Annotated in this window: 22 protein-coding genes; 17 read left to right on the forward strand and 5 right to left on the reverse strand. The window is 70.5% G+C overall.

Features of this window, described 5'->3' with window-relative positions; all coding sequences use genetic code 11:
* Positions 1 to 35 precede the first annotated feature (35 nt).
* From Apa02nite_RS19915 to Apa02nite_RS19925, 3 genes are all read left to right on the forward strand, one after another.
* Positions 36 to 1,112 (forward strand): GGDEF domain-containing protein, encoded by a 1,077-nt coding sequence (locus tag Apa02nite_RS19915; protein WP_203826312.1) that lies wholly within the window; start codon positions 36 to 38, stop codon positions 1,110 to 1,112.
* On the forward strand, positions 1,109 to 3,112 hold the full coding sequence (locus Apa02nite_RS19920; RefSeq protein ID WP_203826313.1) for a GGDEF domain-containing protein: 2,004 nt from the start codon (positions 1,109 to 1,111) through the stop codon (positions 3,110 to 3,112). The genes Apa02nite_RS19915 and Apa02nite_RS19920 overlap by 4 nt, the downstream gene beginning before the upstream one ends.
* A 63-nt stretch (positions 3,113 to 3,175) precedes the next feature.
* Positions 3,176 to 3,631, forward strand: coding sequence for an HIT family protein (locus tag Apa02nite_RS19925; RefSeq protein WP_203826424.1), 456 nt, complete (start codon positions 3,176 to 3,178; stop codon positions 3,629 to 3,631).
* A gap of 13 nt (positions 3,632 to 3,644) precedes the next feature.
* Here Apa02nite_RS19925 and Apa02nite_RS19930 read toward each other — a convergent pair whose 3' ends face one another.
* A complete protein-coding gene (locus Apa02nite_RS19930) occupies positions 3,645 to 5,801 on the reverse strand; it encodes an elongation factor G-like protein EF-G2 (protein WP_203826314.1) in 2,157 nt (718 codons plus the stop codon).
* A gap of 189 nt (positions 5,802 to 5,990) precedes the next feature.
* Here Apa02nite_RS19930 and pgsA point away from each other — a divergent pair, with 189 nt between their 5' ends.
* The 4 genes from pgsA to Apa02nite_RS19950 are packed head-to-tail and all read left to right on the forward strand — an operon-like array spanning position 5,991 to position 9,195.
* Positions 5,991 to 6,602, forward strand: a complete 612-nt coding sequence (gene pgsA / locus Apa02nite_RS19935) for a phosphatidylinositol phosphate synthase (protein ID WP_203826315.1) — start codon at positions 5,991 to 5,993, stop codon at positions 6,600 to 6,602.
* Positions 6,599 to 7,465, forward strand: a complete 867-nt coding sequence (locus Apa02nite_RS19940) for a phosphatidylinositol mannoside acyltransferase (protein ID WP_067700939.1) — start codon at positions 6,599 to 6,601, stop codon at positions 7,463 to 7,465. The genes pgsA and Apa02nite_RS19940 overlap by 4 nt, the downstream gene beginning before the upstream one ends.
* A gap of 10 nt (positions 7,466 to 7,475) precedes the next feature.
* Positions 7,476 to 8,612, forward strand: a complete 1,137-nt coding sequence (locus tag Apa02nite_RS19945; protein ID WP_203826316.1) for a glycosyltransferase family 4 protein — start codon at positions 7,476 to 7,478, stop codon at positions 8,610 to 8,612.
* A 43-nt stretch (positions 8,613 to 8,655) separates the two neighbouring features.
* Positions 8,656 to 9,195, forward strand: a complete 540-nt coding sequence (locus tag Apa02nite_RS19950) for a hypothetical protein (protein WP_083972216.1) — start codon at positions 8,656 to 8,658, stop codon at positions 9,193 to 9,195.
* A gap of 44 nt (positions 9,196 to 9,239) precedes the next feature.
* Here Apa02nite_RS19950 and pdxS read toward each other — a convergent pair whose 3' ends face one another.
* Complete coding sequence (gene pdxS / locus Apa02nite_RS19955) at positions 9,240 to 10,136, reverse strand: pyridoxal 5'-phosphate synthase lyase subunit PdxS (protein ID WP_067700931.1); 897 nt, start codon at positions 10,134 to 10,136, stop codon at positions 9,240 to 9,242.
* A gap of 288 nt (positions 10,137 to 10,424) precedes the next feature.
* On the opposite strand from pdxS, the gene pdxT reads away from it, so the two are divergent.
* Both pdxT and Apa02nite_RS19965 read left to right on the forward strand, forming a co-directional pair.
* On the forward strand, positions 10,425 to 11,030 hold the full coding sequence (gene pdxT / locus Apa02nite_RS19960) for a pyridoxal 5'-phosphate synthase glutaminase subunit PdxT (protein ID WP_083972215.1): 606 nt from the start codon (positions 10,425 to 10,427) through the stop codon (positions 11,028 to 11,030).
* 15 nt (positions 11,031 to 11,045) lie between these two features.
* Positions 11,046 to 11,798 (forward strand): YebC/PmpR family DNA-binding transcriptional regulator, encoded by a 753-nt coding sequence (locus Apa02nite_RS19965; RefSeq protein ID WP_067700925.1) that lies wholly within the window; start codon positions 11,046 to 11,048, stop codon positions 11,796 to 11,798.
* Between the two features lie 102 nt (positions 11,799 to 11,900).
* On the opposite strand, the gene Apa02nite_RS19970 is transcribed toward Apa02nite_RS19965, so the two are convergent.
* Complete coding sequence (locus Apa02nite_RS19970) at positions 11,901 to 12,440, reverse strand: hypothetical protein (protein WP_203826317.1); 540 nt, start codon at positions 12,438 to 12,440, stop codon at positions 11,901 to 11,903.
* Between the two features lie 97 nt (positions 12,441 to 12,537).
* Here Apa02nite_RS19970 and ruvC point away from each other — a divergent pair, with 97 nt between their 5' ends.
* From ruvC to Apa02nite_RS20010, 8 genes are all read left to right on the forward strand, one after another.
* Positions 12,538 to 13,065 carry a crossover junction endodeoxyribonuclease RuvC gene (ruvC, locus tag Apa02nite_RS19975; protein WP_203826318.1) on the forward strand — a complete coding sequence of 176 codons (528 nt, stop codon included), beginning with the start codon at positions 12,538 to 12,540 and terminating at the stop codon, positions 13,063 to 13,065.
* Positions 13,062 to 13,664, forward strand: coding sequence for a Holliday junction branch migration protein RuvA (ruvA, locus tag Apa02nite_RS19980; RefSeq protein WP_067700916.1), 603 nt, complete (start codon positions 13,062 to 13,064; stop codon positions 13,662 to 13,664). The genes ruvC and ruvA overlap by 4 nt, the downstream gene beginning before the upstream one ends.
* A complete protein-coding gene (gene ruvB, locus Apa02nite_RS19985) occupies positions 13,661 to 14,728 on the forward strand; it encodes a Holliday junction branch migration DNA helicase RuvB (RefSeq protein WP_067700913.1) in 1,068 nt (355 codons plus the stop codon). The genes ruvA and ruvB overlap by 4 nt, the downstream gene beginning before the upstream one ends.
* 146 nt (positions 14,729 to 14,874) lie before the next feature.
* The gene (gene yajC / locus Apa02nite_RS19990) at positions 14,875 to 15,285 is read left to right on the forward strand and encodes a preprotein translocase subunit YajC (RefSeq protein WP_373873005.1); all 411 of its coding nucleotides are present in this window, start codon (positions 14,875 to 14,877) and stop codon (positions 15,283 to 15,285) included.
* A 167-nt stretch (positions 15,286 to 15,452) separates the two neighbouring features.
* Positions 15,453 to 17,387: a protein translocase subunit SecD gene (gene secD / locus Apa02nite_RS19995; protein WP_203826319.1), complete on the forward strand. Its 1,935-nt coding sequence runs from the start codon at positions 15,453 to 15,455 to the stop codon at positions 17,385 to 17,387.
* A gap of 1 nt (position 17,388) precedes the next feature.
* A complete protein-coding gene (secF, locus tag Apa02nite_RS20000) occupies positions 17,389 to 18,546 on the forward strand; it encodes a protein translocase subunit SecF (RefSeq protein WP_203826320.1) in 1,158 nt (385 codons plus the stop codon).
* A 97-nt stretch (positions 18,547 to 18,643) separates the two neighbouring features.
* Complete coding sequence (locus Apa02nite_RS20005; protein WP_232344761.1) at positions 18,644 to 19,186, forward strand: adenine phosphoribosyltransferase; 543 nt, start codon at positions 18,644 to 18,646, stop codon at positions 19,184 to 19,186.
* A gap of 174 nt (positions 19,187 to 19,360) precedes the next feature.
* Positions 19,361 to 21,844, forward strand: a complete 2,484-nt coding sequence (locus Apa02nite_RS20010) for a RelA/SpoT family protein (protein WP_067700902.1) — start codon at positions 19,361 to 19,363, stop codon at positions 21,842 to 21,844.
* A gap of 82 nt (positions 21,845 to 21,926) precedes the next feature.
* Here the strand turns inward: Apa02nite_RS20010 and Apa02nite_RS20015 are convergent, their stop codons facing one another.
* Positions 21,927 to 22,772 carry a peptidylprolyl isomerase gene (locus Apa02nite_RS20015; RefSeq protein ID WP_067700899.1) on the reverse strand — a complete coding sequence of 282 codons (846 nt, stop codon included), beginning with the start codon at positions 22,770 to 22,772 and terminating at the stop codon, positions 21,927 to 21,929.
* 29 nt (positions 22,773 to 22,801) lie between these two features.
* Positions 22,802 to 23,665 (reverse strand): peptidylprolyl isomerase, encoded by an 864-nt coding sequence (locus tag Apa02nite_RS20020; protein WP_203826321.1) that lies wholly within the window; start codon positions 23,663 to 23,665, stop codon positions 22,802 to 22,804.
* Positions 23,666 to 23,829: the final 164 nt, after the last annotated feature.

Consider the following 23,829-nt stretch of genomic DNA (forward strand, 5'->3'; position numbering starts at 1 on the left):
CTCCGCTTCGGGCGGCGGCGGGAGACGGGGTTTGCATGCAGTTCCGGACGCCGAGGCTGGCGCTGGCCGGGTACGCCCTGGCCGCCGTCTGTTTCGTGCTGCACGCGGTCGGCGTCGGAACCCTGGTCACGCTCCCTCTGGCGGTGGCGCTGACCACCCTGGTGGTGGTGCACCAGATCATCGGGCTGCGGGACAACCAGCGGCTGCTGCAACAGGTCGACGTGGGCATGATCGCCCTGCGCCAGGCGATGGTCCGGGAACACGTGCTCAGCGACCTGGGCACCGCGATGCTCGGCAGCACCGAGGTCGCCGAGGTGCACCGGCTGGCCGCGGACGCGGCGGTCGCGCTGCTCGACGGCTGTGCCAACCCCCGGGTGGTGATCCGGGACCCGGACGGGACCGTCGTGCACACCACCGGGCCGGACCTCCCGGAGAGCCGGCCACCGGCGGTGCTGGCGCTGCTCAGCGGGGACCGTGCGTTCGGGTCGATCGGTGTGACCACCGACGACGAGCTGCCCGACGAGCTGGTCAAGTCGCTGGAGACGCTGCGTACCCAGGTGTCGCTGGCCCTGGCCGGGGTGGCGTTGACCGCCGAGCTGACCCGCCGGGCGATGTACGACATGCTCACCGAGCTGGGCAACCGGGCGCTGCTGCGGGACCGGCTCACCGGTGCGCTGGCCCGGTCCCGCCGGACCCAGCGGCCGGTCGGGGTGCTGCTGCTCGACCTGAACGGCTTCAAGGCGGTCAACGACACGTTCGGCCACGACGCCGGGGACACCCTGCTCAAGGAGGTGGCCGACCGGCTGCGGACGTGTGTGCGCACCGAGGACACCGTGGCCCGGCTCGGCGGCGACGAGTTCGTGGTGGTCACCGAGGACCTGCGCGAGCCCGGTGACGTGCTGGTGATCGCCGAACGGATCATCGAGGCGCTCAACGAGCCGGTGACCGTACGGGGGAACACCCTGCGCACCCCGGCCAGCATCGGCATCACCCTCTCCGTACCGGGCAGCGGGACCGACGACGTGCTGCGCGAGGCGGACACCGCGATGTACGTGGCCAAGCGCCAGGGCGGCGGCCGCTACCACGTGCACGCGCTGGCGGAGATCTCATGAGGTACCGGCTGCTGCAGATCCCGGTCGTGATCGGGATCCTGCTGCTGGTGGCCGACCTCGGCGGCTGGACGTTGCAGGTCACCGGCTACCGGGTCAGCGCACCGCTGCTCTCCGCCGCCGCGGCCGCGCTGTGCTGGCGGGCGGCCCGCCGCACCCGGCTGTCCGGCGCCCGGCGGTACTCCACGCTCACCGCGCTGGGCTGGACGGTGATGACCGCGGCCACCGGCTGGGCGCTGGGCTACATGCTGGTCACCGGCGACCACCGGTACCCGTCGCCGAGCCCGGTGGTCTGGCTCGGCGACATCACCGTGATGCTGCTCGTGCTGGCCGGCCTGCTGACCGTGCCGATCCGCGCGCGCTGGTCGGCGAGCAACGCCCGGCTGGCCCTGGACGTGGCGATCGTGCAGGTCGCCGGGATGCTCTTCGTCTGGTACTTCCTGATCTACCCGCACCTGCTCGGCCACGGCGGCCTCGTGCCGGCCCTGGTCATGGTCAAGACGTGCGGCGTGCTCGTCGTGCTCTTCGCCATCGCCCGCCTGGTGCTCGGCGGCCCGGTCCAGGTGGGCCGGCGCTCGCTGCTCTGGTCCGGCCTGGCCGCCGGCTGCAACGTGGTGGTCCCGGTCTGCCAGCGGGTGCTGGCCGAGGACGAGCAGCACTGGACGCTGGCCGTCTGGATGCTGTTCGCCGGGCTGATCATCGCGGCCGGTGCGGCGCAGCTGCGGACGGTGGCCGCCGAGGGCGTCGCGGCGCCCGAGGAGGCGACCGGGCACCGGCCGACCAGCCTGGTGCCCTACCTGGCGATCACCGCGGCCTGCGCGCTGCTGATCGGGGCCCTGCTCGGCGGCCTGTCCGGGCGGTCCTGGCCGGTGGTCGCCGGCTCGATCCTGCTCACCGGGCTGGTCGTGCTGCGGCAGGTGATCGGGCTGCGGGACAACACCCGGCTGCTGGTCCGGGTGGACGCCAGCCTGAGCGCGCTGCGCCAGGCGATGACCCGTGAGCAGATCCTCAACGACCTCGGCACCGGGCTGCTCACCACGAACGACGCGGCGCAGGTGCAGCGGCTGGCGGCGAGCGCCGCGGCGGCGCTGGTCGCGGACTGCCCGGGCGGGCGGGCCGTGATCGTCAGCGTGACACCCGGCGAACCGGACCACTGGACCGTGCTGCACGCCGCCGGTGACGGCGCCGCGACGGTGGCCGGGTTCCGGCTGCCCAGCGACGCGGTGCCGCGCCCGCTGCTGGCCCGGCTGGCGAGCGGTGAGGTGATCTCCGGGACCACGCTCGGCGCGCTCGGGGTGGTCGGGCTGGACACCCTCGGCGACCGGCCGATCCTGCTGCTGCCGCTGCTCAACGGCGGCCGGTTCTTCGGCACCCTGCAGGTCGGCGCGGAGCGGGAACTGCCCGCCGACGTGATCAAGTCCCTGCAGACGCTGCGCACCCAGGTGTCGCTGGCGCTGGACAGCGTGGCGCTGACCGCCGAGCTGACCCGGCGCGCGATGCACGACATGCTCACCGGGCTGGGCAACCGGGCGCTGCTCTGGGACCGGCTGACCGCGTCGCTGGCCCGGGCCCGGCGTACCGACCGGCGGATCGGGGTGCTGCTGCTGGACCTGAACGGGTTCAAGCCGGTGAACGACACGTACGGGCACGACGTCGGTGACGCGGTGCTGCAGATCGTGGCGGACCGGCTGCGGACGTGTGTCCGGACCGAGGACACGGTGGCCCGGCTGGGCGGCGACGAGTTCGTCATCCTGGCCGAGGACCTGAACGAGCCGGCCGGCGCGCTGGTGATCGCCGGGCGGGTGGTCCGGGCGCTGAACCTGCCGATGACGGTGGCCGGGCACGTGGTGCGTACCCCGGCGAGCATCGGGATCGCGCTGTCCGGGCCCGGGCAGGGCGCCGACGACGTGCTGCGGGACGCGGACACCGCGATGTACGTGGCCAAGCGGAACGGCGGCGGCCGCTATCACGTGCACGCGGATGCGGAGAGCGCCACCGCATAGGATGCGATCGTGGATGCGACGGGTGAGCCGGACGGCCTGGAACGGCTCTGGACTCCGCACCGGATGGCGTACGTCACCGGCGAACAGAAGCCGCCGGGCTGCCCGTTCTGCCTGGCGCCGGCGGTGCCCGAGCCGGACACCCTGCTGGTGGCGCGCGGTGAGCTGGTCTTCGCGGTGCTGAACCTGTACCCGTACAACCCCGGTCACCTGATGGTCTGCCCGTACCGGCACGTGGCGGACTACACCGACCTCACCGACGCCGAGACGGCCGAGGTGGCCGCGTTCACCCGCACGGCGATGCGGGTGATCCGGACGGTGAGCCGCCCGCACGGCTTCAACCTGGGCATGAACCAGGGCTCGGTGGCCGGCGCCGGGATCGCCGCCCACCTGCACCAGCACGTGGTGCCGAGGTGGGGCGGCGACGCCAACTTCATGCCGGTGATCGGTCAGACCAAGATCCTGCCGCAGCTGCTCGCCGACACCCGGCTGATGCTGGCGAAGGCGTGGCCGGCTCCCTGACCGCGGCGGTTCCCTACCGGGCGTGCTCCTTGGTGACCACGTCGGCCAGGTGCGGGGGCATCGGCTCGTGCCGGACGTACGACCGGGAGAACGTGCCCGACCCGGAGGACAGGGCGCGCAGCTCCACCGCGTACCGGACGAGCTCCGCCGCCGGGACCTCGGCCCGGACCAGGCTGTGCCCGCCGTCGTCCTCGGTGTCCGTGCCCAGTGGCCGGCCACGGCGGCCGGAGAGATCGCTCATCACCGCGCCGACGTAGGTGTCCGGCACCCGCACCAGCACCTCGTCCACCGGCTCCAGCAGCGTCACCTGGCCGGCCGCGGCGGCCTCGCGCAGGGCCAGCGCCCCGGCGGTCTGGAACGCCGCGTCCGAGGAGTCCACGCTGTGCGACTTGCCGTCGAAGAGGGTGACCCGCAGGTCGACCACCGGGTATCCGGCGACGATGCCCTTCTCCAGCTGGGCGCGGACCCCCTTCTCCACCGACGGGATGTAGTTGTGCGGCACCGCGCCGCCGACCACCCGGTCGACGAACTCGAAGCCGGCGCCGCGGGGGAGCGGCTCCACCTCGATGTCGCAGACCGCGTACTGGCCATGGCCGCCGGACTGCTTGACGTGCCGGCCGTGCCCCTTGGCCGGGCCGCCGAACGTCTCCCGCAGCGCCACCTTCACCGGCTCGGTGTCCAGCTCGACACCGCCGGCCCGGAGCCGCTCCAGCACCACGTCGGCGTGCGACTCGCCCATCGTCCAGAGCACCTGCTGGTGGGTCTCCGGGTTGCGCTCCAGGCGCAGCGTCGGGTCGCCGGCCACCAGCCGGGCCAGGTTCTTGGCCAGCGAGTCCTCGTCCGAGCGGGTCTTGGCGACCACCGCGATCGGCAGCAGCGGCTCGGGCATCGACCACGGCGTCATCAGCATCGGGTCGTCCTTGCCGGAGAGCGTGTCACCGGTCTCGGCGCTGCCCGACTTGGTGATCGCGCAGAGGTCGCCGGCGATCGCGTACGGCACCTCGCGCAGCTGCGCGCCCAGCGGGGCGTAGACGTGCGCGACCCGCTCGTCGGCGTCGTGGTCCGGGTGCCCGCGCCCGGTCAGGCCGTGCCCGGAGACGTGCAGCACCTGGTCGGGGCGCAGCGTGCCGGAGAAGACCCGGACCAGCGAGACCCGGCCGACGTGCCGGTCGATCGTGGTGCGCACCACCTCGGCCACCAGCGGGCCGTCCGGGTCGCAGGTCAGCGGGGAGCGCGGCGAGCCGTCCACGCCGGTGACCACCGGCAGGTCGTGCTCCAGCGGCGACGGCGCGGCGTCGACCAGGCCGTCGAGCAGCGCGTCCAGCCCGACGCCGGTGCCCGCGCAGACCGGGATGACCGGGTGGAAGTTGCCCTGGGCGACCGCCTGGTGCAGGTCGGGCAGCAGCGCCGCGGTGTCGATCAGCTCACCGGCGATGTACCGGTCCATCAGGGTCTCGTCCTCGCTCTCCGCGATGATCCCCTCGATGAGCGTGTTGCGGTCGTCGGCGATCGGGTTCAGGTGCTCCGGCTCGGCCTCGCCGATCCGCGGCGGGTAGCCCTGCGAGTAGTCGAGCACCCGCAGCGTGACCAGGCCGATCAGGCCGACCACCGACTGGCCGTCGTCGCCGAGCATGGGTTGGTAGGTCGGCAGCACGTTCTCGCCGAACGCCTCCTGGCAGTCCTGCAGCGCCGCCTCGTAGTCGGCGCGCGGGTGGTCCAGCCGGGTGATCGCGACGGCGCGCGGCATGCCGACCGCGGCACATTCCTCCCAGAGGGTGACGGTCGACTCGTCGACACCGTCCACCGCCGAGACCACGAACAGCGCCGCGTCCGCCGCGCGCAGCCCGGCCCGCAGCTCACCGACGAAGTCGGCGTACCCCGGTGCGTCCAATAGGTTGATCTTCACGTCCCGGTGCACGAGCGGGGCGCAGGCCAGCGCCACCGAGCGTTGCTGCCGGACCGCGGCCGGGTCGTGATCGGTGACCGTGGTGCCGTCCGTCACGCTGCCGGTGCGCGGGATCGTGCCGGTGGCGGCGAGCAGCGCCTCCACCAAGGTCGTCTTCCCGGCGCCGGAGTGACCCACCAGCACCACGTTGCGAACTCTGCCGGGCTCTGTCACCACCGGCGCGACGGCGCCGGCGAGTCCCTTCTCCGAAGTCTTCTGCGCCATGCCGAGCGCTCCTGTCGTATCCGCTTGATGTATCCGTGGGGTGACGCGGCTGTGGATAAAATTCGACACCCGGGCCGTCCCCGGCCGCAAGGACCGGCGGACACCAGATCGTGCCGGATGGTGACGATCCGGCTAACCGGGGGGCGAGCCGTACCGCCACCAGGCCCGCGCCGTTATGGTGGGACGGCCATGGCAAAGATCGTTCAAGTAACGGCCCGTGCCGTCGTCTCGTACGGCGTCAACCCGGTCGCACGTTTCCTGCTCAGAATCGGCGTCACACCCAACGCCGTCACAATCGCGGGCACCGTCGGTGTGCTCATCGGTTCATATTTCGGTGCGCAAGGGCATCTCCTGGCCGGCACCGTGATCGTAACCGCCTGTGCCCTCACCGACGCGCTCGACGGCACGATGGCCCGGATGCGAGGCGGAACCGGGAAGTTCGGCGCGCTCCTCGACTCGTCGATGGACCGGCTCGCGGACGGGGCGGTCTTCGGTGCCGTCGCGTACTACCTGGCCGGGCAGGGCAATCCGTACGGTGGCCTGATCGCCGCCCTGATCAGCCTGGTCGCCGGTCAGGTCGTGTCGTACGTCAAGGCCCGGGCGCAGAGCCTCGGCCTGAACGCCGACGTGGGCATCGCCGAGCGCCTGGAACGCCTGCTCATCGTGGGTGTCGGCGGCCTGCTCGGCGCGGCCGGCCTCGAGTGGGGCCTGCCCGCCGCGCTGTGGGTGCTCGCCGCGCTCTCCCTGATCACGGTGTTCCAGCGGCTGATCCACTCGGCGCGGACCGAGCCCGCCGCATGAAGGACCGCCTGATCGCTCTCGGTTACACGGCCGGGTGGCGGGTGGTGCGCGCCCTGCCGCTGCCGGTCGCCCGCAAGCTGTTCACCGCGGCCGCCGACCGGGCCTACCGGGGCGGTGGCCCCGGCACCCAGCGCCTGCGCCGCAACCTGCAGCAGGTGGCCGGCCCGGACATGCCGGACACCCTGGTCCGGGACGGTCTCCGGTCGTACGCCCGGTACTGGATGGAGGCGTTCCGCCTGCCGTCGCAGTCCCGGGCGCAGAACGCCGCCGGGTTCTTCATGCAGACCGACTCGTACGAAGAAATGAAGAAGTTGATCGCCGAGGGCAACGGGCTGATCCTGGCGTTGCCGCACGTTGCGAACTGGGACGCGGCCGCGGCCTGGGTGGTCTCCCACGACTGGCCCATGATCACGGTCGCCGAGCGGCTCAAGCCGGAGTCGCTCTACAAGCAGTTCCTGGAGTACCGGGAGAGCCTGGGCATGCGGGTGCTGCCGCTGACCGGCGGTGAGCGCTCGCCGCTCGACGAGCTCGGCGACCACCTGAAGCAGGGCTGGGTGGTCCCGCTGCTGGCCGACCGGGACCTGTCCCGCAACGGCGTCGAGGTGCAGTTCTTCGGCGGGCGCACCCGGATGCCGGCCGGTCCGGCGATCCTCGCGCTGCGCACCGGAGCGCCGATGTTCACCGTCGACATGTGGTATTCGGAGCACCGGGTCGAGGCCCGGCTCCGGAAGATCACCCCACCGGAGGACGGCCCGCTCGACGAGCGGGTCAAACGCACCACCCAGCTGATGGCCGACGCGTTCGCCCTCGGCATCGCCGAGCACCCGCAGGACTGGCACATGCTCCAGAAGCTCTGGATCTAGGAGGTCGGCCGTGCGGATCGGGATCGTCTCGCCCTACTCGTTCGACGTCCCCGGCGGTGTGCAGAACCACATCATGGACCTGGCCGAGGCGCTGATCGATTCCGGTAACCACGTCAGCGTGCTGGCACCCGCCGACGAGGACGCCGAACTGCCGCACTACCTGGTGCCGGCCGGGCGGGCGCTGCCACTGCCGTACAACGGGTCGGTCGCCCGGATCGCCTTCGGGCCGGTCTCCACCGCCCGGGTGCGCCGCTGGCTGGCCCGCGGCGAGTTCGACGTGCTGCACGTGCACGAGCCGCTCACCCCCAGCCTGTCGCTGCTCGCGGTGCTCTCCGCGCGCGGCCCGGTGGTGGCCACCTTCCACACCGCGATGACCCGCTCCCGGGCCCTCGCCGTCGCGCAGAACTTCCTGCAGCCGGTGATGGAGAAGATCACCGCACGGATCGCGGTCAGCGAACTGGCCCGCAAGGTGCAGGTGGAGCACCTCGGTGGCGGCGCCGTGGAGATCCCCAACGGGGTCGCGGTGCGCAAGTTCGCCACCGCGCCCGCTCTGCCGGGCTGGCCCGGGGAGGGCGGTGCGATCGGTTTCCTCGGCCGTTTCACCGAGCCTCGCAAGGGGTTCCCGCTTCTTCGTACGGCGTTCGTCGCGCTGGCCGCCGAGCGACCCGGCCTGCGTCTGCTGGTGGCCGGCCCCGGCGACCGGGACGAGCTCTTCGAGGACATCCCGGCCGAGTTCCACTCCCGGGTCGAGTTCCTCGGGCTGGTCAGCGAGCCGGACAAGGCCCGGATGCTGCGCAGCGTCGACGTCTACGTGGCGCCGAACACCGGCGGCGAGAGCTTCGGCATGATCCTCACCGAGGCGATGGCGGCCGGCGCGGCGATCGCGGCCAGCGACCTCGACGCGTTCCGTCGGGTATTGGACGGTGGCCGGGCCGGCGCGCTCTTCCCGAACGGCGACGCGACAGCGCTCACCGAACTGCTCGGCGACCTCCTCGACAACCCCGCCCGACGGGCTGACCTGGCCTCCTGCGCCCGGCAGACGGTCGGAGCGTTCGACTGGCCGAGTGTGGCCGCCCGGGTGCTCGAGGTCTACACCACGGCGATCGAGGCCACCGACGGGCGCGTTTTCGACGACAACGGGGCCTGATCCGTCCGGGGCAGGTAACGGTCGGACACATTCCGGCACTACGATGCCCCGCATGTGGTGGGTGGTGGGTGCCGTCGTGCTGGCCGCGATCTTCTCGGCGTACCTCGGTTGGACCGCCCAGCGGGTCGAGCGGGTGCACGCCCGCGCCCAGTCGGCGGAACGCGCCCTCGACGCCCACCTGCTGCGCCGCGCCGCGGCCGCCGCGGTGGTCGCCGAGCAGAGCGACGCGATCGAGCTGTACGCCGCCGCGCGGCTGGCCCTGGACGCCGAGCCGGACGAGCGGGAGTCCGCCGAGAACGACCTGACCCGGCAGCTGCACGGGATCGTGCTGAACCCGGCCGACCCGGCGGCACGCACCCTGATCGGCAGCAGCCGGCGGGTGGTGCTGGCCCGGCAGGTGCACACCGACCTGGTCCGGGACGCGCTCACCGCGCGGCGCCGCAAACTGGTGCGGGTGCTGCGGCTGCCCGGGCGCTACCCGATGCCGCGGTACTTCGACATCGTCGAGCCGATCATGCCGGCCCTGCCGATGCCGGTCCCGGTCCCAGCCGTTCCTCCGGAGACCCCGCTCCCCGTCCTTTGACGAAAAAGGGCCGCCCAGCCGGGCGGCCCTTTTCCACGAGATGACTACCAGCCACGCTCGGCGAGCCGGTGCGGCTGCGGGATCTCCTCGACGTTGATCCCGACCATGGCCTCGCCCAGCCCCCGCGACACCTTGGCGATCACGTCCGGGTCGTCGTGGAACGTGGTCGCCTTGACGATCGCCTCGGCGCGCTGTGCCGGGTTGCCGGACTTGAAGATGCCCGAGCCGACGAACACGCCCTCGGCGCCGAGCTGCATCATCATGGCCGCGTCGGCCGGCGTGGCGATGCCACCCGCGGTGAACAGCACGACCGGCAGCTTGCCCGCCTCGGCGACCTCCTTGACCAGCTCGTACGGCGCCTGCAGCTCCTTCGCGGCGACGTACAGCTCGTCCTCCGGCAGGGTCTGCAACCGGCGGATCTCCGCGCGGATCTTGCGCATGTGGGTGGTCGCGTTCGAGACGTCGCCGGTGCCGGCCTCGCCCTTCGAACGGATCATCGCGGCGCCCTCGGTGATCCGGCGCAGCGCCTCACCCAGGTTCGTCGCACCACACACGAACGGCGTGGTGAACTGCCACTTGTCGATGTGGTTGGCGAAGTCGGCCGGTGTCAGCACCTCGGACTCGTCGATGTAGTCGACGCCGAGCGACTGCAGCACCTGCGCCTCGACGAAGTGCCCGATCCGGGCCTTGGCCATCACCGGGATCGACACCGTGTTGATGATGGCGTCGATCATGTCGGGGTCCGACATCCGCGACACGCCACCCTGGGCCCGGATGTCAGCCGGCACCCGCTCCAGCGCCATCACGGCCACCGCGCCGGCGTCCTCAGCGATCTTCGCCTGCTCGGAGTTGACGACGTCCATGATCACGCCGCCCTTGAGCATCTCCGCCATGCCGCGCTTGACGCGAGCGGTCCCGACGGCGGGCTGGTTCTCAGACATACGACTCCTCGTGCGGGGTTGTTAGGGCGATCCTACGAAGCTGTTACCGGACCCCTCGATAGCCAATCGACCCCATGGTGGCCTGCATTAGCCGCCAACCCCGCCCCGCCAGGCCGCTTCCCCCTCCGGCCGCAGCGCGCCTCCCTGCCCCGGCTGGCGCTCAGGGGTGTCTCCGGGGCATTGAGGCACCCCTCAGCACCAGCCGGGGTCCGCCGCCGGCCGGCGGCGGTGGAGCCGGGGGTGACCACGGTGCGCGGGGGGCGCGCGGGGCGTTTTAGAGTTGTCGGCGTGAACATCGGAGTGCTGGCCCTGCAGGGCGACGTGCGCGAACACCTGTCCGCCCTGGCCGAGTCGGACGTGCTGGCGCGGCCCATCCGGCGGCCCGAGGAACTCGCCGACGTCGACGCGCTGGTGATCCCCGGCGGTGAGTCCACCACGATGAGCAACCTGGCGATCAGTTTCGGCCTGCTCGACCCGATCCGGAAGCGGATCGCGGACGGCATGCCGGTCTACGGCTCCTGCGCCGGCATGATCATGCTGGCCACCACGGTCCTGGACGGCCGTCCCGACCAGGAGTCCTTCCAGGGGATCGAGATGACCGTCCGGCGCAACGCGTTCGGCCGGCAGATCGCCTCGTTCGAGGCGGACGTGGAGATCGAGGGCATCGCCGGCGGCGATTTCCACGCTGTCTTCATCCGCGCGCCGTGGGTCGAACAGGTCGGACCCGACGTGCGGGTGCTGGGGCGCGTTGATAGTGGTGACACCGCCGGTAGGATTGTCGCCGTTCGGCAGGGCAACCTGCTCGCCACGGCTTTCCACCCGGAGCTGACCGGCGACCTTCGCGTCCACCGGTACTTCGTCGAGATGGTCCGCCAGGCCGCACCCGCACGGTAGACACGGAGGTTACGCATGTCCGGCCACTCCAAATGGGCGACGACCAAGCACAAGAAGGCGGTCGTCGACGCCAAGCGCGGCAAGATGTTCGCCAAGCTCATCAAGAACATCGAGGTCGCGGCCCGGACCGGCGGCGGCGACCCGTCCGGTAACCCCACGCTCTACGACGCCATCCAGAAGGCGAAGAAGAGCTCGGTCCCCAACGACAACATCAACAACGCGGTCAAGCGCGGTTCCGGCCTGGAAGGCGGCGGCGCCGACTGGCAGACGATCATGTATGAGGGGTACGGCCCGAACGGCGTGGCCCTGCTGATCGAGTGCCTCACCGACAACCGCAACCGCGCGGCCACCGAGGTGCGCACCGCGCTGACCCGCAACGGCGGCACGTTCGCCGACGCCGGTTCGGTGTCGTACCTGTTCAACCGCAAGGGCCAGGTGATCATCCCGAAGGCCGAGCTGAGCGAGGACGACGTGATGCTCGCCGTCCTGGAGGCCGGCGCCGAGGAGATCAACGACCTGGGCGACTCGTTCGAGGTGGTCAGCGAGCCGACCGACCTGATCGCGGTCCGCAACGCCCTGCAGGCCGCCGGCATCGAGTACGACTCGGCCGAGTCCCCGCTGGTCCCCACGATGACGGTGGAGCTGGACGAGGAACCGGCGCGCAAGACGTTCAAGCTGATCGACGCGCTCGACGACTGCGACGACGTCCAGAACGTCTACGCCAACTTCGACATCTCCGACGAGGTAATGGCACTCATCGACGCGTAATCAGCGGCCGGACGGGCCGGTTCCCGCGCATTCGACAGGTGCTTTCGCCTCTGGCCGAATGAATGCGCGGGAACCGGCCCGTCCGCATTCGCGGGCTGCCGGTCAGAGGCCGGGGCCGGCGAGCCAGGACATGTATTGGACCATCGTCGTGATCAGGATGACGCTGCCGATGATGAGGCGGGCGACGCGGCGGTTCTGGGACTGGCGCCAGGCGTGCATCCAGGCGACTCCGGCGTCGGCGAGAGTGCGCAGGCCCGCTCTGGCCGTACCCTCGATGACTGCGGCCTTGCGCAGAGCGATGCTGGCGGCCGGACCGCTCACCGGGACCGGCGATCCTTCCGGGGTGCGCAGCACGCGGACCTCGACCTCGTAGATCTGGTCGTCCCGCCAGGCAGCGGTCCGTTTCAGCAGGCGTCTGCGCAGGTAGAGCCCGGGTGCGTCGGAGTGGGTGAGGCGGCCCCACCAGCACAGCCGGCGCCAGTGGGCGGCCAGGTCGACCAGCAGGTCCTGATAGATCTCCTGACCCACCGGGTCGCCGCCGACCAGGCGCACGGCCTCATACCGCAGCTCACGCTCGTGTGCCGCGATCACATCGACGAACTCTGGCGGTGGATCGTCCTCCATCGGCGGTATGAGGTACACGGCTACCTCCCACCCCATCGTCGAGGCGTGTCGGCGGCGGGCGCAAGAGGGCGGGGTACTAGGGTGTCGAACACACGTACGTGAGGGGAGGGCCGCGGTGCGCGTGCTCGGCATCGACCCGGGTCTCACCCGGTGCGGCGTCGGTGTGGTCGAGGGAGTGCCCGGTCGTCCCGGTAAGTTGATCGGGTACTTCGTGGTTCGCACCGACACCGATGCCGACATCGCGCATCGGCTGCTGCATCTGGATCGTGGGTTGACCGATCTGGTGGCCGAACACAAGCCCGACGCGGTCGCCGTGGAGCGGGTGTTCGCCCAGCACAACGTGCAGACGGTGATCGGCACCGCGCAGGCCAGCGGCGTCGCCGTGCTGGCCGGCGCCCGGGCCGGGCTGCCCGTCGAGATGTATACGCCGAGCGAGGTGAAGGCGGCCGTGACCGGCTCCGGCACCGCGGGCAAGGCCCAGGTGACCGCGATGGTGACCCGCCTGCTGCAGCTCGACGCCCCGCCCAAACCGGCCGACGCGGCGGACGCCCTCGCGCTGGCCATCTGCCACATCTGGCGCGGCGGAACCCGCGCGAAGATCCAAGCCGCGGCGCTCGCCGCCGCCCGCAGGAGCACTCGATGATCGCCAGCGTGCGCGGCGTGGTCGCCGCGATCCTTCATGACAGTGCCGTGGTCGAGGTGGGCGGTGTCGGCATGCGGGTGTTCTGCACGCCGAACACGCTCGCCGGGCTGCGCACCGGCGCCGAGGCCCGGTTCGCCACCACGCTGATCGTCCGCGAGGACTCGCTCACCCTGTTCGGCTTCGCCGACGAGGACGAGCGGCAACTGTTCGACCTGCTGCTGACGGCGAACGGGGTGGGTCCGCGGACCGCGCAGGCGGTCCTCGCGGTGCACCAGCCGGACGCGGTCCGGCGGGCGATCGCCGGTGGCGACCTGGCCGCCCTGACCAAGGTGCCGGGCATCGGCAAGCGCGGTGCCGAGAAGCTGGTCGTCGAGCTCAAGGACAAGATCGGCCCGATCGGCCTGCTCGACGGCGGGTCGGCCGGCGTGCTCGCCGGGGCCTGGCAGGAGCAGGTCCGGCAGGGCGTGCTCGCGCTCGGCTGGTCCGCCGCCCAGGCCGACCAGGCGGTGGCTGCGGTCTCCGAGACCATCGACGGCGAGGTCCCGTCGGTGCCGATCCTGCTCCGCCAGGCGATCCGGCTGCTCGGGAAGACTCGATGACCGAGGAGTTCGGCGACGACGACCCCGACCTGGTCTCCGCGCTGGCCGGCGACGAGGAACTGGACGCCGAGGCGAGCGTCCGGCCGAAACGGCTTGCCGACTTCATCGCGCAGCACCGGGTCCGTGACCAGCTGGAACTGCTGCTCAAGGGCGCGATGGGCCGGGGCACCCCGCCCGACCACATCCTGCTGTCCGGCCCGCCCGGGCTGGGCAAGACCACGCTGGCCAACATCGTGGCGGCCGAGTTGGGCGCCGGGATCCGGACCACCAGCGGCCCGGTGATCGAGCGGTCCGGCGACCTGGCCGCGATCCTGACCGGCCTGGCGCCGGGCGACGTGCTGTTCATCGACGAGATCCACCGGATCGCCAAGCCGGCCGAGGAGCTGCTCTACAGCGCCATGGAGGACTTCCGGGTCGACGTGGTGGTGGGCAAGGGTCCCGGCGCCACCGCGATCCCGCTGGACGTGGAGCCGTTCACCCTGGTCGGCGCGACCACCCGGGCGGGTCTGCTGAGCGGGCCGATGCGCGACCGGTTCGGTTTCGTCGCGCACCTCGACTTCTACTCACCCGCCGACCTCGACTCTCTGCTGCACCGTTCGGCCCGGATCCTCGGGGTGCCGATCACCGCGGACGGCGCGGCCGAGATCGCCGGGCGCTCCCGGGGCACCCCGCGCATCGCGAACCGGTTGCTGCGCCGGGTCCGTGACTTCGCCGAGGTCCGGGCCGACGGCATCGTCACCGAGGCGGTGGCCCGGGCCGCCCTCAAGGTGTACGACGTGGACGCGCTCGGACTGGACCGTCTCGACCGCGCGGTGCTGCGCGCGCTGATCGAGTCGTTCAAGGGCGGGCCGGTCGGGCTCTCCACCCTGGCCGTGGCGGTCGGTGAGCAGTCCGACACGGTGGAGGAGGTGTGTGAGCCGTTCCTGGTCCGGGCCGGTCTGCTGGCGCGTACCCCGCGCGGCCGGGTGGCCACCGAGGCGGGCTGGGCGCACCTGGGTCACACTCCGCCTCAAGACGGCAGGTCCGGGGTCTTTCAGGGTGACCTGTTCGCACGAGATACATAAATATCCCTCGTGATGTGAACGTGACGTGTGCCGCATTCGTAGTCTCCAGGTTGACCGATTAGACTCGCCTCCGCTTCAACCCGGATGTTTTGACGCCTCGGACCGCCTCTACAGCGGTGCCGGAGGCCTACGGAAGGCTGTTTGTCGTGCCCCTGTACCTGGCCGAGTCCGCCAGCGGGAATCCCCTTGGCCTGTTCCTGCCCTTCATTCTGATCATCGGCGTGATGTATTTCCTGATGATCCGGCCGCAGCAGAAGAAGCGGCGTGAAGCGATGGAGATGCAGAACAAGATCGGACCCGGCGACGAGATCGTCACCATCGGCGGCCTGCACGGCACCGTGGTCGGTGTGGCGGACGACGTGGTGACCCTGGAGATCGCGCCGGACGTTCAGGTCCGGTTCGCTCGCCCGGCGATCGCGCGGGTGCTCACCCGCGCCGACGAGCCGGTCGCCGAGGAGTCGGTCACCGACGAGTCGGAGGCCGAGGAGCCGGTGGTCGCCGAGCCTTCCGTCGAGGAGCCGGTGAACCCGGTCGTCGACGTCCGTAAGAAGGACTGACAGGACGTTCTTCCGGACCGGCCCGCGGCCTCCCAGCCGGCGGGTCCGGTCCGTCCCGGCCGCCGTTTCGACCGTCGACGGCCGGCCATCGATCGACAGTGCCGCGCGGATCGCGCGGCCGGAACACAGGGAGACCTAACGCCGTGGCACGACCACCACAGGGACAGATGCATCCTGGACGCCAACTCGGCGTGCTCGGCTTGATCTTCGTCGTCCTGTATCTCATGGTCTTCTTCGCTGGTGACGCCAGTGGCAGCTTCACCAACCGCCTCAAGCCGAAACTGGGTCTCGACCTGGTCGGCGGCACGCAGGCGACGTACATCGCGACGCAGGCCGGCGGGACGCCGACCAAGGAAGCGATGGAGCAGGCCCGGACGATCATCTCGAATCGGGTGAACGCCCTCGGCGTCTCCGAGGCCGAAGTGGTCATCCAGGGCAACAACACCATCGTGGTCTCCCTGGCGGGCAAGGCCGACGACCAGCTCAAGGACCTCGCGCAGGCCGCCAACATGCGGTTCCGGCTGCTCACCGGCACGACCATGGACGTGTCCGCGGCGGCGCTGAACCCGGCCGCGCCGAGCCCGAGCGCGTCCGGTGCCCCGGCACCGTCCGGCTCGGTGAAGCCGAGTGGCGCGGCCACCCCGAAGACCAGCGGCAGCGCGCCGGCGGTCAAGCCCAGCGTGTCGTCCGGCACCGGTGGCCAGGGCGGTGGCGAGGCGGTGCCGAGCGCCACCCCGTCGGCCCCGTCCGCGGCGCCGTCCGCGACGGCCGAGGCCCCGGCGGCCACGCCGACCGCGTCGTCCACCCCGGCTCCGGTCGCGGCGAACGTGCAGGCGCAGCGCAAGGCGATCGAGCAGAAGGTCGGCGCCAAGCTCTGGGCGCAGGCCGAGGCGCTGAAGGCGCCGGTGGACCTGTCCACCGACCCGAAGGCCGGCCTGGTCTACAAGCCGTTCGCCCAGCTGACCCCGGCCGAGATCGCCGCGCTCAGCCCGGCGATGCAGTTCAACATCCCGACGATCGGCTGCGAGCAGCTGAACAAGCGGCCGAACGGCTCGATCGACGACCCGGCCTCGCCGGTGGTGGCGTGCTACGAGGGCCAGGCCAAGGTCACGCTCGACCAGGCCAAGGTCACCGGTAACGACATCGACAGCGCGAGCCCGCAGCTCGACTCGCAGACCGGCCAGTGGGTCGTCTCGCTCAACTTCAAGAGCGACGGCCAGAAGAAGTGGGCCGACCTGACCCGGGTGGCGTTCAACGCGACCTCGGCCGACCCCTGCTTCACCGCGGTGCAGAGCCTCTACGGCACCGACACCGAGCACTGCGCCGTCGCCGTCGTGCTGGACAAGGAGATCCTGTCCGCGCCGCAGATCCAGGGCGTGCTGACCGGCTCCTCGCAGATCACCGGCAGCTTCGACGGGGTCACCTCCAAGCAGCTCGCCGACCAGCTGAAGTTCGGCGCCATCCCGGTCACCTTCACGGCCGGCCCGATGCAGACCGTCTCCGCGACGCTGGGCATCCAGCAGCTCGAGGCCGGCCTGATCGCCGCCGCGATCGGCATGGCCCTGGTGGCGGTGTACGCGTTCTTCTACTACCGGCTGCTCGGCTCGGTCATCTTCCTGAGCCTGCTGCTCTCCGGCCTGCTCACCTTCGGCGCGCTGGTCTTCCTCGGCCGGACCATGGGCTACACGCTGACGCTGGCCGGTATCGCCGGCTTCATCGTGTCACTAGGCGTCGCGGCCGACTCGTTCGTGATCTATTTCGAACGATTGAAGGACGAGATCCACGAGGGCCGGTCACCTCGCAGCGCGGTGCCGCGGGCGTGGCACCGGGCCCGCCGGACGATCATCTCGGCGAACACCATCACCATCATGTGTGCGGTGGTGTTGTATGTGGTGTCGATCGGCGCGGTGCAGGGCTTCGCGTTCGCGATGGGTCTCTCCACCGTGCTGGACCTTCTCGTGGTGTTCCTCTTCCGGCACCCGATCATGACCATGTTCGCCAGCACCAAGGCGTTCATGTCGCCGCGGGTCAGTGGTCTCGGCCGCGTCCTGCGCCGCACCCCGACCGAGGAGCCCGGCTCCTCGCGTGTGAAGGAGGCCTGACATGGCCGGTTCCGGTCTCGCGAATCGCCTTTACCAGGGCGAAGCGAACATCAACATCGTCGGCCGCCGGAAGATGTGGTTCACGGTCGCCGCGGCGCTGATCCTCGTCGCGATCGGCAGCTTCGTGATCCGTGGCTTCGAGCTCGGCATCGAGTTCGCCGGTGGCACCTCGTTCAGCGTCCCGGCCTCCGCCGACGGCAAGACGCTGACCCAGGACCGGGTCCACGACGCGGTGGAGAAGGCCGTGGTCGCGGCCAACCCCGAGGCCGCCGTGCTCAACGCGCAGCAGGTCGGCGACGGCGCCAAGGCCAGCTACACGGTGCGCGCCTCGGCGCTCTCCGCGGCCGAGGTTGAGCAGGCCAAGACCGCGCTGGTCACCGACCTCGGCGTGAAGGCCGAGGAGGTCTCGGACAGCCAGGTCTCGGCGGCCTGGGGTGGCGCGGTCACGAAGCAGGCGCTCATCGGTCTGATCGTGTTCCTGGTGCTGGTGGTCGGGTACCTGATCGTCCGGTTCGAGTGGCGGATGGCGGTGGCCGCGCTGGCCTCGCTCATCCTCGACCTGGTGCTCACCGCGGGCGTGTACTCGATCGTCGGCTTCGAGGTGACGCCGTCCACGGTGATCGGCTTCCTGACGATTCTGGGTTATTCGCTGTACGACGTGGTGGTGGTGTTCGACAAGGTGCAGGAGAACACCCGCGGGATCACCGCGGGCAGCACCCGGACGTACTCCGAGGCGACCAACCTGGCGGTCAACCAGACGCTGATGCGGTCGCTGAACACCGGTCTGGTGGCGTTGCTGCCGGTCGGTGGCCTGCTCTTCATCGGTGCCGGCCTGCTCGGCGCGGGCACCCTGAAGGACCTGGGCCTGGTGCTCTTCGTCGGCATGGGCTTCGGGGTCATCTCCTCGATCCTGTTCGCCGCGCCGGTGCTGAGCGCGCTGAAGGACCAGGACCCGAAGATCAAGGCGCACAACGCCCGGGTGCTGACCCGCCGCGCGAACCGCTCCGACGACGTGGCCCGCGGCGACCGTGGCCGGCCGGCCAACGCCACCGACGCGGACGTGCAGCCGGTCATGGCGGGTGGCTCCGCCCCCCGCCCGGGCGCCCGTCCGGCGACCCGCCGGGGCACCAACAACAACCGGCCGGGCGGCAAGCGCTGACCTGGCACGGCACTTCTGGACGGCCCGTCACCGCACCTGCGGTGGCGGGCCGTTCCGCTGTCATTAGGCTGTCGCGGTGACTAGCGAGAATCCTTCAGTGACCGGTGACAGCGGTGCCGAGCTGGCCGCCCTGGTCGCGGGCGCCAGCGTCGACGTGCCGGACTTCCCCCAGCCGGGTGTGGTGTTCAAGGACCTGATGCCGCTGTTCGCCGACGGCGCGGTGTTCCGTCAGGTGATCGACGGGATCGTCGCGCACCACGGCGCCGGCTCGTTCGACGTGGTGGCCGGCGTCGAGGCGCGCGGGTTCGTGGTGGCGGCCGCGATCGCGTACGCCACCGGTGCCGGGGTGGTGCCGATCCGCAAGGCCGGCAAGCTGCCGCGCAAGGTCCTGTCCGCCTCGTACGCGCTGGAATACGGCGAGGCCACCATCGAGGTGCACGAGGACGCGTTCATCGCCGGACAGCGGGTCTTGGTGGTCGACGACGTGCTCGCCACCGGTGGCACCGCGGCTGCCGCGATGGATCTGGTGGAGCGGGCCGGCGGCACGGTCAGCGGCTTCTCGGTGCTGCTGGAGCTGGGTTTCCTGCCCGGCCGGGAGAAGCTGAGCCCGCGTACGGTGCACGCCCTGCTGACCGTTTGATCCGACTTCGATGTCCGTCGCCCGGCTGGTCCCGGCCGAATCAGAGGTTCGGCCGGGCCAATCGCCATCGCGGTGCGGGTAGGATGGGCGTTCCAGAGGGGCACCCCTGGGAGAAATCGGCTTCGGCGGGCTGCACGCTCCGGCGAGGTATTCGCGAAGGTGAGAGGGAGGCCGGTGTCCAGCGACGTCGTCCCTCCGGCGGAGGGCACGGTGCAACCGACCCAGAACTCGCGGACCGGCTCGGGTGACTCCACGCCCGGCGACGAGGCTCGCGCGGACGAGAAGGCCACTGCCGACGGGGTGACACCCGCGGTGGGTCCCCGCTCCGCGGCCCCCGCCGGTGAAGTCGAGCTTGCTCAGCCACTCACACCGACCGGTGAGACGGTCGGTTTCGGATTCGCCAGCGCGCCCACCGGGCGGCGGGTCCGGGCCCGTCTGGCCCGGTTCAACGCGCCGTGGCAGAACACCCAGATCAGTGAGGTGCTCGAGCCGCTGATCGCCACGCACCGGGCGAGCCACCCCAAGGGTGACGTGCGCCAGCTGCAGAAGGCGTTCGACGTCGCGGCCCGCTGGCACTCCGGTCAGTACCGGAAATCCGGCGATCCGTACATCACGCACCCGCTCGCGGTCGCGACCATCCTGGCCAACCTCGGCATGGACACCACGACGCTGGTGGCCGCGCTGCTGCACGACACGATCGAGGACACCGACTACGGCCTCGAGCAGATGCGCACCGACTTCGGCGCCGAGGTGGCGCTGCTGGTCGACGGCGTCACCAAGCTCGACCGGGTGAAACTCGGCGACGCGGCGAAAGCCGAGACGATCCGCAAGATGGTCGTCGCGATGGCCAAGGACCCGCGGGTCCTGGTGATCAAGCTGGCCGACCGGCTGCACAACATGCGGACCCTGACCTTCCTGCCCCGCCCCAAGCAGGAGCAGAAGGCGAAGGAGACGCTGGAGATCCTGGCCCCGCTGGCCCACCGGCTGGGTATGAACACGATCAAGTGGGAGCTCGAGGACCTGGCCTTCGGCACGCTCTTCCCGAAGCGGTTCGAGGAGATCAACCGCCTGATCGGGGAGCACCAGCCGCAGCGCGAGGCGCTGTTGCGCCAGGTGACCAACCGGGTCAGCCTCGACCTCAAGTCGGCGAAGATCAAGGCCGAGACCACCGGCCGTCCCAAGCACCTGTACTCGATCTATCAGAAGATGATCGTCCGGGGCCGGGACTTCAACGACATCTACGACCTGGTCGGCGTGCGCATCCTGGTCGACACGGTCCGCGACTGCTACGCCGCGCTGGGTGTGATCCACGCGAACTGGCAGCCGGTGCCGGGCCGGTTCAAGGACTACATCGCGATGCCGAAGTTCAACATGTACCAGTCGTTGCACACGACGGTGATCGGCCCGACCGGCAAGCCGGTCGAGATGCAGATCCGGACGTTCGCGATGCACCGGACCGCCGAGTTCGGCATCGCCGCGCACTGGAAGTACAAGGAGCAGAAGGGCGCGACGATCGTCGGCCCGCCGGCGCACATCGACGAGATGACCTGGCTGCGGCAGCTGCTCGACTGGCAGCGGGAGGCGAGCGACCCGTCCGAGTTCCTGGACGCGTTGCGCTTCGACCTCTCCAGCCAGGAGGTCTACGTCTTCACGCCGAAGGGCGACGTGATCCCGCTGCCGACCGGTTCGACACCGGTCGACTTCGCCTATGCCGTGCACACCGAGGTCGGGCACAAGTGCATCGGCGCGCGGGTCAACGGCAAGCTGGTGCCGCTGGAGTCGACGCTCTCCAACGGCGACGTGATCGAGATCTTCACGTCCAAGTCCAGCACGGCCGGCCCGACGCAGGACTGGCTCGGCTTCGTGAAGAGCCCCCGGGCCCGGACGAAGATCCGCCAGTTCTTCAACAAGGAACGCCGCGAGGAAGCGATCGAGGTCGGCAAGGACTCGATCGTCAAGGCGATGCGCAAGCAGGGCCTGCCCCTGCAACGCATGCTGACCAGCGACAACCTCAACACCATCGCGCGTGACCTGCACCTGCCCGACGTCGCCTCGCTCTATGCGGCGGTCGGCGAGAGCACCGTCTCGGCACACTCGGTGGTCACCAAACTGGTGGCCGGCTTCGGTGGCGAGGAGGGCGCGGTCGAGGACATCGCCGAGACCGCCGTCGCGACCCGTCCGCCGCGCAACCGCGCCACCGCGCAGGACCCGGGTGTGGTGGTGAAGGGCGTCTCGGACGTCTGGGTGAAACTGGCCCGCTGCTGCACCCCGGTGCCCGGCGACGCGGTGTTCGGTTTTGTCACCCGTTCCGGCGGGGTCAGCGTGCACCGGGAGGACTGCGCCAACTCGCAGGACCTGCGCGATCAGGCGGAACGCGTGGTCGAGGTGAGCTGGAAGCCGACGTCCGCGTCGACGTTCCTGGTCGCCATCCAGGTGGAGGCGCTCGACCGGCACAAGCTGCTGGCCGACGTGACCCGGGTGCTCTCCGAGGAGCGGGTGAACATCCTGTCCGCCACGGTCACCACGACGCGTGATCGGGTGGCGGTCAGCCGGTTCACCTTCGAGATGGCCGACCCGAAACACCTGGGCCACCTGGTGGCAGCGGTGCGGAAGGTCGACGGGGTGTTCGACGCGTACCGGGTGACGTCCGGGGCCTGAGCTTCCGTCGTACCGAAAAAATGTCGTTGATCGCAAAAAGGGCGACCCCCGCCGGGGGCCGCCCTTTTTCGCAGACCTGGGGTCAGGAGACCTTCATGGTCTTGATGTCGAGTTCCTTCTTCGGGTGACCGCCGCCGGCCTGCGACGCGAACGCGCCGTCGTCGCCGGCCTTGACCACCGACTTCACCAGGTCGAGGCCCTTGGTGATGGTGCCGAGCAGCGTGTAGTTCGCACCCAGCGTGGTGTTCTCCGAGCAGATGAAGAACTGGCTGCCGGTGGAACCCGGGTTACCGGTATTGGCCATCGCGATCGAACCCGCGGGGTACGGGTTGGTCGTGTCGGTCGGCAGGTTCTCCTCGGCCATGGTGTAGCTCGGGCCGCCGGTGCCGTCGGTGTCGCGGTAGCCCTTGCCGGTGGCGAACGGGTCGCCGCACTGCAGGACCTTGAAGCTGTCCTCGTTCACCAGGCGGTGGCACTTGGTGTTGTCGAGGAAGTTCTTCGACGCGAGGTACTTGAAGCTGGCGCCGGTGCAAGGCGCCTTCGTCAGGTCGATGGTCGCCTCGATCGCACCGAGGTTGGTGTCGAAGGTCAGCAGGCTGGTGCCGGTGTTCGGCACGGTGGCCGGCGGAGTGCCGACGTCCTTGACCTTGCCACCGCTGGCCTCGGCCGTGGCCGTGTCGACCGGCGTCCAGGTGCAGGCGACCGAACCGGCTGCGACGGTGGCGCTCCCGGAGGACGTCTTCTTGTCGTCCTTCTTCAGGGCACTGACGATCCACACAGCCGCGCCGGCGATCACCACGACGGCGAGAGCCGACCCGATGATCGCCTGCTTGCGACGCCGGCCCCGGGCCGAAGCGGCGCGCTCGGCCATCTCCTTCTCGAGCCGGGCCCGTGCTGCCGCACGCTGCCGGTCCTTGATCGTCGACACGTCGTTCCTCCTGCTGGTCTCTTCCGAACTCACGACTGCACGCTCGCCGAGGGAGCGGCCGTGGAGGCGGCATCCGCGCCGACGGTCAGGGTCTTGATGGTGATCTTCTCCTTGGGTTTGACCTTGTCGCCTGCGTCATCGGTCACCGTCGTGATCTTGCCGATCTTCGCCAGCGTGTCCAGCCCACCGGTGACCTGGCCCACGATGGAGTACGACGCGTCGGTGGTCGGCGCGTAATCCTTGAAGAAGATGAGGAACTGGCTGCCGTTGCTGGCGGCCGGGTTGCCGATCAGCGTCACGGTGCCCTTGGGGTAGAGCACGGGGGCCTTGGCCGGGGCGCTGGCGCTCGCCGCCGGCTCCGGCTGCACCGGAGTGTTCTCGTCGTAGAAGCTGTAGAGCGGGCCGCCGTTGTTGGTGCCGGACGGGTCGCCACAGTGCACCGCACCGATGTCCAGGATCTCGTGGCAGTCGGTGCCGTCGTAGAACTTCTTGCCGGCCAGGTAGCTGAGGCTGGCGGCGCCGCACGGGGCGCTCGCGACATCCAGGCTCGCCGTGATCGGGTCACCCTGGTTGGTGGCGATCGTCAGCGTCTCGGTGCCGGTCTCCGGCAAGTCCTTGGTGGGCGGTGTACCCACGTCCGTCTTGTCGGGGTTGTCATCCTTGGTCAAGGGGGACCAGAGGCAGACGTCCGCGGCCTCGGTGGTGGTCTTCTCGTCGCTGTCGAAAGCGCCACCGATCCACGCGCCACCGACCGCGATGAGCAGAACGGCCAGGCCAGTGCCGACGCCGGCGAGGATCCGGCGGCGACGCCGCTCCCGCACAGCCCGGCGTGCCGATTGGCGATCGAATTTCGCGCGCGCGAGCTTGCGCTGCCGGTCCTTGCTGGGAGCCACTAACGCTGTCCTTCCCTATACATGTCAAGGGGTGCGGCACGCCACACGCCCGCAAGAGTGTACGGGTACCTCCTGAGAAAGTGGTGTGCGGCTGCCCCGCTAGGCTCGTTACGATTCGCACCCGTTTTCATCAAGGTTCGCTGGGTTTCATCAAAGTTCGCTGG

This window comes from Actinoplanes palleronii (assembly GCF_016862315.1).
Taxonomy (GTDB): domain Bacteria; phylum Actinomycetota; class Actinomycetes; order Mycobacteriales; family Micromonosporaceae; genus Actinoplanes; species Actinoplanes palleronii.